Source organism: Chitiniphilus eburneus, assembly GCF_005048205.1.
Classification (GTDB): Bacteria; Pseudomonadota; Gammaproteobacteria; order Burkholderiales; family Chitinibacteraceae; genus Chitiniphilus; species Chitiniphilus eburneus.
Map to the genome: position 1 here is coordinate 97,291 of NZ_SUMF01000011.1, position 6,661 is coordinate 103,951.

Genomic DNA, 6,661 nt, shown 5'->3' on the forward strand with positions numbered 1-6,661 from the left:
TTTGACTTTTCGCGCCGCACCCCTGGCCGATCAGGCCGTCCCACCACCCAGATTCCTCTCGGCAACCGTTGTAAAAAAGTTGCTTAATCGACACCCCACCCGTCGATGATTAGTCCACGGTTGCGTAAGCGTGCACTATTTAGTCCGCAATTGCGGAAGCACCCACCGCCGGTGAAAACAACGCAGGACGTAGCGTTACCTTGCTGCCGCAGCCCAACGATTCGGGCCCGCCTATCTCATCAAGGGACAACACCAATGATCAAACGCATCGTTATTGCAGCCGCGGTATCCGCCTGCTTCGCCGCTCCGGCCTTCGCCGACGTCACGATCGGCGGCTCCGCCGAAATGGACTTGTTCTATCGTACCAACCAATCCGACGGCCGTGCCGCTGACGGCACTCTGCAAGATGCTGGTGGTCGCTTTCTGGAAGAAATTGCGATTGTCGTGAACGTTTCCGGCAACGACAAGCTGGACAGCGGCGCTACCCTGGAATGGAAGCTGGCTCAAAAGGTTGCTACCGACTACCGCTACGACAGCTGGGGTCAACGTGAAGCCTGGATTGGTTACAAGGGCGACTTCGGTTCGGTTCGCTTCGGTAACCAATTCTCGAACTTCTACCTGATGCAAGACTGGCCGTACGGCTGGAAGGGCCAAGGCAATCTGTGGGCTGATGCTGGTGCTCACTATGTTCAATATTCCCGCGGCATTAGCTATTTCTCGCCGGACTTCAATGGCTTCAACTTTGCTGCTCAGTATGATCTGGGTACCGGTGATGGCGATGCACAAGCCTATGAAGTCACCGCTAACTACAGCGTTGGTGGCCTCTCGATCAACGGCGGCATCTCGCACGGCGATGGTTACAGCGCAGGTTCCGAAGCTGTGAACTTTGGCCGTAATGGTGCTTGGGGTGTTGGTGGCAACTACAACGTTGCTGATGAACAGCCCGAGGCTACTGCGTACATGATCGGTGCTCGTTATGTATTTGGTGATTTCAACATCACTGGTGCATATCGTCACCATGAGTGGAAGAACGTGACTTGGGGTGGCTGGGGTGTTGCTCCGGCATCGGTTGCAGGCGGAAAGTCTGAAAACGATCAGTTCCTGATCCGTGGTGGCTATAACTTCGGTAAGCATGCGCTGAACCTGGGCTATCAGCTGTGGACTGAAATGGAAGTCGACGGTAACGACATCGATGATAGCGATGTTCAACAAGTTTCCTTCGAATGGGACTACAGCCTGTCGAAGAACTCTGTTGCCTTCCTGCAAGTTCGCTACAACATGATGGGTGACAACGCCGGTGTCGTGTTCCCGGGCGCCTATCAAATTGATGGCTGGAACGGTATCGACGACAACAACATGCGTATCCTGGTTGGCACCTGGACTGGCTTCTAAGCGGTCGAGCAATAGTTCGTAGCAATGCCAGGAAAGGGGCGGCGGCATCGCCGCCCCTTTCATCCATGGATAAGTAAAAGGCAGCACGGGCCTGGACCCAGACCGCGAAACAAGAAACACACGGGCCGCCACAAGCGCTCGTGATGTATTTAGCTGGCGATTTCTTCCTGCACGGCCGAGGGAAACAAAAGGAGCACGCGATTCATACCGAAGGAATAAATCGGTATTCGGCTCCGGTTTCACGGCCAGACCTGTACGCACGGTTTGCAGGCAGGTTCCACGCACCGTCCAAGACGGAACATGCTCAATTCACATCGCGCAGTACGCATTGAAAGCACGGTTGATATCATCAACCAGCGCTATTGCGAAGCGCTCACCCTGGAAGAATTGGCCTTTCGTGCCTGTTATTCGAGGTGGCATTTTCTTCGCGCCTTCGAAGAAGAAACCCACGAGACGCCTTTTGATTTCCTGCGTAAAAGACGTCTCTATGCCGCGGGGTATCGCCTGCTGTCGGACACGCTCCTTTCGATGGCCGACCTGTCCATCCAGACCGGTTTCCAATGTGCCAGTTCGTTCTCCAAAGGGTTTCGTCGCCAATTTGGCATGACGCCAAGCGAATGGCGTGCGGAAGGCTGGCGTGATTGGGCTGCACTTCAGCCATTGCAAGCACCGCCCCCCGCCGGTCAGGACACCCTGCCAAACACTCAACAAGAGTACGACGCCGACCGCGTCTACCAGATCGACCCACGCCATCTGCAAATCGAGATCGTCCCGGAGCAACCGGTGGCCTACAAGCGGTTTCGCGGCGTCTGGGGCGAAGCACTGCGCAATACGATCCAGAGCGCATTGCGCATCGCACCCTTGCCGCACCCCTGCTTTCTGGGTGTGCGCCAGGACCTGCTGCACCTGCGTGGCCCGACCGAATCCTGCTACGACGTATGCATCCCCGTCAGACCCGGTACCCAGCCCCCGGGGATTGTCAGTGTCGGGCGAGTGCTGGGTGGCCTGTACGCGGTATTCCGGCCGCAACTCGGCGACCCCTCCCTGAGCTGGCGCAGCCTTCTGCATAGCTGGCCCAGCCAGGGGCGCTTCGTTTTCGACCCCCGCAGATCGATGGTGGATCGCTATACCCAACACGGGGACATCCTGCACTGCGATGCCCAGTATCTGCCCATCATGCTAAGGCCAGTCTGAGCCCGGCAATGGGAGCCACGCTCCGGGCGCATTGACGATAGCGGACAACGACCGATATGCAGCATCATGCAGGCATAAAACGATCAAAAGCCCATCGTCATGTTCAGCTCCCATCGTGCAATCCGCATCGAACGTGCCGTCGATCTGATCCACCAGCGCTACAGCAATGAACTCACGCTGGATGAGATGGCCGCGCAGGCCTGCTATTCGAACTGGCATTTCGTCCGTGCCTTCGAGGCCGAGATCGGCGAGGCGCCGTTCGACTTCCTGCGCAAGCGCCGGCTGTATGCGGCGGCGTACCGGCTGCTGTCCGACGCGCGGATTTCGATATCGGAGCTATCCACCCGCTGCGGCTTCCAGTACGCGAGTTCATTCTCCAAGGGCTTTCGCAGGCAGTTCGGCATGACGGCGCGCGACTGGCGTGCCGGAGGGTGGCAACACTGGGTCGGCGAGCAACCCTGGCATGCCGCCACGCAAAACCAGCCGGCGCGGCACACGCTGCTGGAACACGACGCGGAACAGGTCCGTCTCGTCGATCCACAGAGTTTTTCCATCGAGATCGTCCCGGCCCAGCCGGTGGTCTACCGACGCCTGCGTGGCCTGTGGGGCGATTGCCTCAACGACGCTGCCCAGCAGACTTTGCGCGATTCGCCCTTGCCGCTACCGCTGTGCTACGGAGCGCGCCACGATTTTCTCCACCTGCGCGGGCCGGTGGAATCCTGCTATGACCTCTGCGTACCGGTAGCCTCCGATTACGCGGTTCCGCCCACCATGGGCCGCGCCAGCCTGTTCGGCGGCCGGTACGCGGTGCGGCGGCTGGCGCCGCATGAGCCCTACCTGAGCTGGCGCAGCGTACTGGCGAGCTGGCCCAACCGGGCGCGTCATGTATTCGACACGCGCCGGCCGATGATCGAACTCTACGGCTGGCAGGGGGAACACCTGTGCTGCACTGCGCTGTACCTGCCGCTGGCGATGAGCTGATCCGGCTCAGTCGGTGGCCACGCACTGCGCGGCGACCCGTGCCAGCAAGGCATCCAGCCGGTCCTGCTTGAGTGGTTTTTCCAGAAAGTCGTCGATGCCGGCCTGGAAGCAGGCTTCGCGATCGGCCTCCAGCGCATTGGCCGACAGCACCACGATCGCCTGGCGCGGCCGGCCATTGCCGGCCTCCAGCACGCGGATCAGCCGGCTGGCTTCGATGCCGCCCAGCTCGGGCATCTGCAAGTCCATCAGGATCACGTCGAACGACTGTGCCTCGCAGGCATGCACCGCCTCCAGACCATTGGCGACGCTGGTCACGCTGTGTCCGCCCAGCGCCAGGAAACGCTCCGCCACCAGTTGGTTGATCGGATTGTCCTCGGCCAGCAACACCTTGAGCGCGCGCGTCGGCGCCACCGGCGTGTCGGCGGGCTCCAGCTCGGCGTAGAAGCGGAACACGCTGCCGCCCCCCGGGTTGTCCTCCACCCAGATGCGCCCCTGCATCAGCGCGACCAGGCGCGATACGATGGACAGCCCCAGCCCGGTGCCGCCGAATTCGCGCGTGATCGAGCTGTTGCCCTGGGCGAAGGCTTCGAAAATGTGCTCGCGCAGATGGCGGGGCACGCCGATCCCGGTATCGCGCACCTCGGCCTGCAACAGATAACGGCCATCGCGCTGGCGCACCGTCGCCACATGCGCCGCCACGCCGCCGTGCTCGGTGAACTTGAGCGCATTGCCGATCAGGTTGACGAACACCTGCTTGAGCCGCGTGGCGTCACCGGTCAGTTGCGGCGGTACGTCGTCGGCCAGCGTGGAGGTGAACGTCAGGCCGCGCGTCTGCGCCATCGGCGCAAACATGCGCAGCAGGTCGCGCATCAGCTCGGTCGTCGAGAACGGCGCCGGGTCCAGCTCGAAGCGCCCGGCCTCGATCTTGGAAAAGTCGAGCACATCATTCACCAGCGTCAGCAGGGCATCGGCCGAGCCGCGCAGCACTTCCACCTGTTCGCGCGATTCCGCATCCAGTTGGTGCCGCGCCAGCAGTTGCGCCATCCCCAGGATGCCGTTCATGGGCGTACGGATTTCGTGGCTGATATTGGCGAGGAACTCGCCCTTGGCGTGGCTGGCCTCCTCGGCTTGCTGCTTCGCCAGGCGCAGGTCGGCCAGCAGGCGCGATTTGTCGGCGTCGAGCGCAATGGTCTCGGTCAGCACTTCGTTGTAATAGCTGGCACTCTTGAGCACGGCGTACAGGAACAGGACGCACATCATCCCGAACAGGTTGCCGACCATGCTGCCCTCGGCAAGCGCCAGCAAGGCGATCGGCATCACCAGCATCAGCGCGAACCCGACCAGCGCTGGCAGCACCGGCGCCAGGATCGGCACCGCGCCGGCCACCATGCCCGAATAGACGAAGGCGACGAAGTAGCGCACCACTTCGGGCGAACCGTACATGAAATAGAAGCCGCCGCCGCCCCACCACAGCCCCGCGAACAGGGTGCCGATCAGGTAGCGGCGCCGCCAGTAGGGCGCATCCGACACGGTTTCACCGCGATGGGTGAAGCGCTGTGCGATCACGAAGCGGTAGCCGGCGATCACCGCCACCACGGCCCACCAGATCAGCACGCCGACACGCGGCTGGGCCCACCAGAGCGCGCAGCTCAGCAGCGTGGCGTTGACGATGGTCGCGGCCTGCCCCAGCGCGGCGTTGCGGTAGAGCAATCGCGTGGTATAGAGAACGACCTGCGGGTCTTGGTGTAGGCTCATCGGCCGCCATCCTAGAAGAGGATTGCCGGCGCCGCCAGCAGCGGCGACGGGACTGTTCCACGCTGGTCGAGAGCGCGACGACGCCAGTATAGCGAGGGTTCCCGCAACGGCAGTAGGTGGAACGCGCCCTACCCTGGCGCCTGGCCTTGCCCGCCACAGCGGTGATCCCGGCCACCGGCGCCGTGCATCCTTCCGGCGGAGCGGGTTTCCGTCACCGCGTGTTTTGCGGTAAACATCGGCCCACCCTGCAACTTTTTGCGCCGCGCCCGCTCCCAATCGCCATGTTCGCCTGTCGTCGCTGGTTCCTGCTGCTGTTGATCGCGCTGTTGCCCATCCAGGGCATGGCCGCGTTCGCCATGCCGTGGCGGAGCGCGGAGCCACCGACCCAACAGACGGAGATGTCGGCACACTGCGATGACGGCACGGCCACCCGCGGCCACCCGTCCGAGCAGGGGTCTGGCGGCAAGCATCAATCCAGCCATGGCGCCTGTTTCGACTGCGGCCACTGCGCCGCGTGCTTCCCCCCGCTGGCCACCTTGCCGCCCCCCCACCCGCCCATGCCCGGCATGCCGCCGTTGCCGCAGGCACAACGCCTGACCTCGGCCGACCCCGGCTCGCCCTTCCGGCCACCGATCTCCGTGTAGACCGCCCCCATGCCGCCCCGGCGGCATGCCTGCGTTCGTCCACAGGAGATCAATCATGCATCCCGTTCCTTTCGCACGGCCTTGGTTGGCCGTGTGGCTGCTTGCGGCGGCGTTGACGCCCGCCGTGGCCGCCCCCGTCTGGCCGCCCGGCTTTGCCGGGCGCACCCTCGCCGACGCCCCCGCCATCGCGGCGCAACCGCTGACCCAGGACGCCGCGCTGCGTCGCGGGCTGGTGGGTGACGCCGCGCTTTACTCCCTCTACCGTGAACACGACATCGCCCCGGACGCGCTGCGCGATGCGTTGGCCCGCCTGCCCGAACCGCTGGCCTTGCGCCGCGATGTGCTCGGCGCTGCCAGCCTCGGCGAATCGGCCAGCTTCGAGCAACGCCTGATCGACGCCGCGGCGCAGATCAATGCGGCCTGGCTGGCACTGGCCAATGCCGAAAACGCCGTCGCCTATCGGCAGTCGCTCGTCGAAGCCGCTGGTGCGGCACGACAACTGGCCGAGGCACAGCAAGCCGCGGGCAATCTGTCGCAACTGGCCGCCAACGCCATGCTGCGGGACGCGGCCCGGGCGGAGGACGCTCTCGCCGAGGCTCAGGCGCAACACGCCGACGCACAGGATGCGCTGGCCGAGCGGCTGGGCCTGCCGCCCGGCACGCCCGTGCGCACCACCGGCCTGGCCACGTTGCCAG

6 protein-coding genes are annotated in these 6,661 nt (G+C 63.5%); 5 read left to right on the forward strand and 1 reads right to left on the reverse strand.

The features are described from left to right. The first annotated feature begins 255 nt into the window (after nt 1-255). The 3 genes from FAZ21_RS11430 to FAZ21_RS11440 all read left to right on the forward strand — a co-directional run bounded on the left by FAZ21_RS11430 (nt 256) and on the right by FAZ21_RS11440 (nt 3,567). On the forward strand, nt 256-1,392 hold the full coding sequence (locus FAZ21_RS11430; RefSeq protein WP_169307373.1) for a porin: 1,137 nt from the start codon (nt 256-258) through the stop codon (nt 1,390-1,392). Nucleotides 1,393-1,692: 300 nt separating this feature from the next. Further along, a complete protein-coding gene (locus FAZ21_RS11435) occupies nt 1,693-2,586 on the forward strand; it encodes a helix-turn-helix domain-containing protein (RefSeq protein WP_136773579.1) in 894 nt (297 codons plus the stop codon). A 99-nt stretch (nt 2,587-2,685) separates the two neighbouring features. Beyond that, nucleotides 2,686-3,567 carry an AraC family transcriptional regulator gene (locus FAZ21_RS11440; RefSeq protein ID WP_136773580.1) on the forward strand — a complete coding sequence of 294 codons (882 nt, stop codon included), beginning with the start codon at nt 2,686-2,688 and terminating at the stop codon, nt 3,565-3,567. 6 nt (nt 3,568-3,573) lie between these two features. Here the strand turns inward: FAZ21_RS11440 and FAZ21_RS11445 are convergent, their stop codons facing one another. Then, a complete protein-coding gene (locus tag FAZ21_RS11445; RefSeq protein ID WP_136773581.1) occupies nt 3,574-5,322 on the reverse strand; it encodes an ATP-binding protein in 1,749 nt (582 codons plus the stop codon). Nucleotides 5,323-5,603: 281 nt separating this feature from the next. Here FAZ21_RS11445 and FAZ21_RS11450 point away from each other — a divergent pair, with 281 nt between their 5' ends. Continuing rightward, complete coding sequence (locus FAZ21_RS11450; RefSeq protein WP_136773582.1) at nt 5,604-5,966, forward strand: DUF2946 family protein; 363 nt, start codon at nt 5,604-5,606, stop codon at nt 5,964-5,966. Between the two features lie 55 nt (nt 5,967-6,021). Then, a partial coding sequence (locus FAZ21_RS11455; protein ID WP_211243441.1) for a TolC family protein occupies nt 6,022-6,661 on the forward strand: 640 nt, incomplete at its 3' end.

Bases quoted from the DNA above. Each gene is read 5' to 3' on its own strand.
- FAZ21_RS11450 (WP_136773582.1), top strand. From the start codon at position 5,604: ATGTTCGCCTGTCGTCGCTGGTTCCTGCTGCTGTTGATCGCGCTGTTG.
- FAZ21_RS11445 (WP_136773581.1), bottom strand. From the start codon at position 5,322: ATGAGCCTACACCAAGACCCGCAGGTCGTTCTCTATACCACGCGATTG.
- FAZ21_RS11430 (WP_169307373.1), top strand. From the start codon at position 256: ATGATCAAACGCATCGTTATTGCAGCCGCGGTATCCGCCTGCTTCGCC.
- FAZ21_RS11440 (WP_136773580.1), top strand. From the start codon at position 2,686: ATGTTCAGCTCCCATCGTGCAATCCGCATCGAACGTGCCGTCGATCTG.
- FAZ21_RS11435 (WP_136773579.1), top strand. From the start codon at position 1,693: ATGCTCAATTCACATCGCGCAGTACGCATTGAAAGCACGGTTGATATC.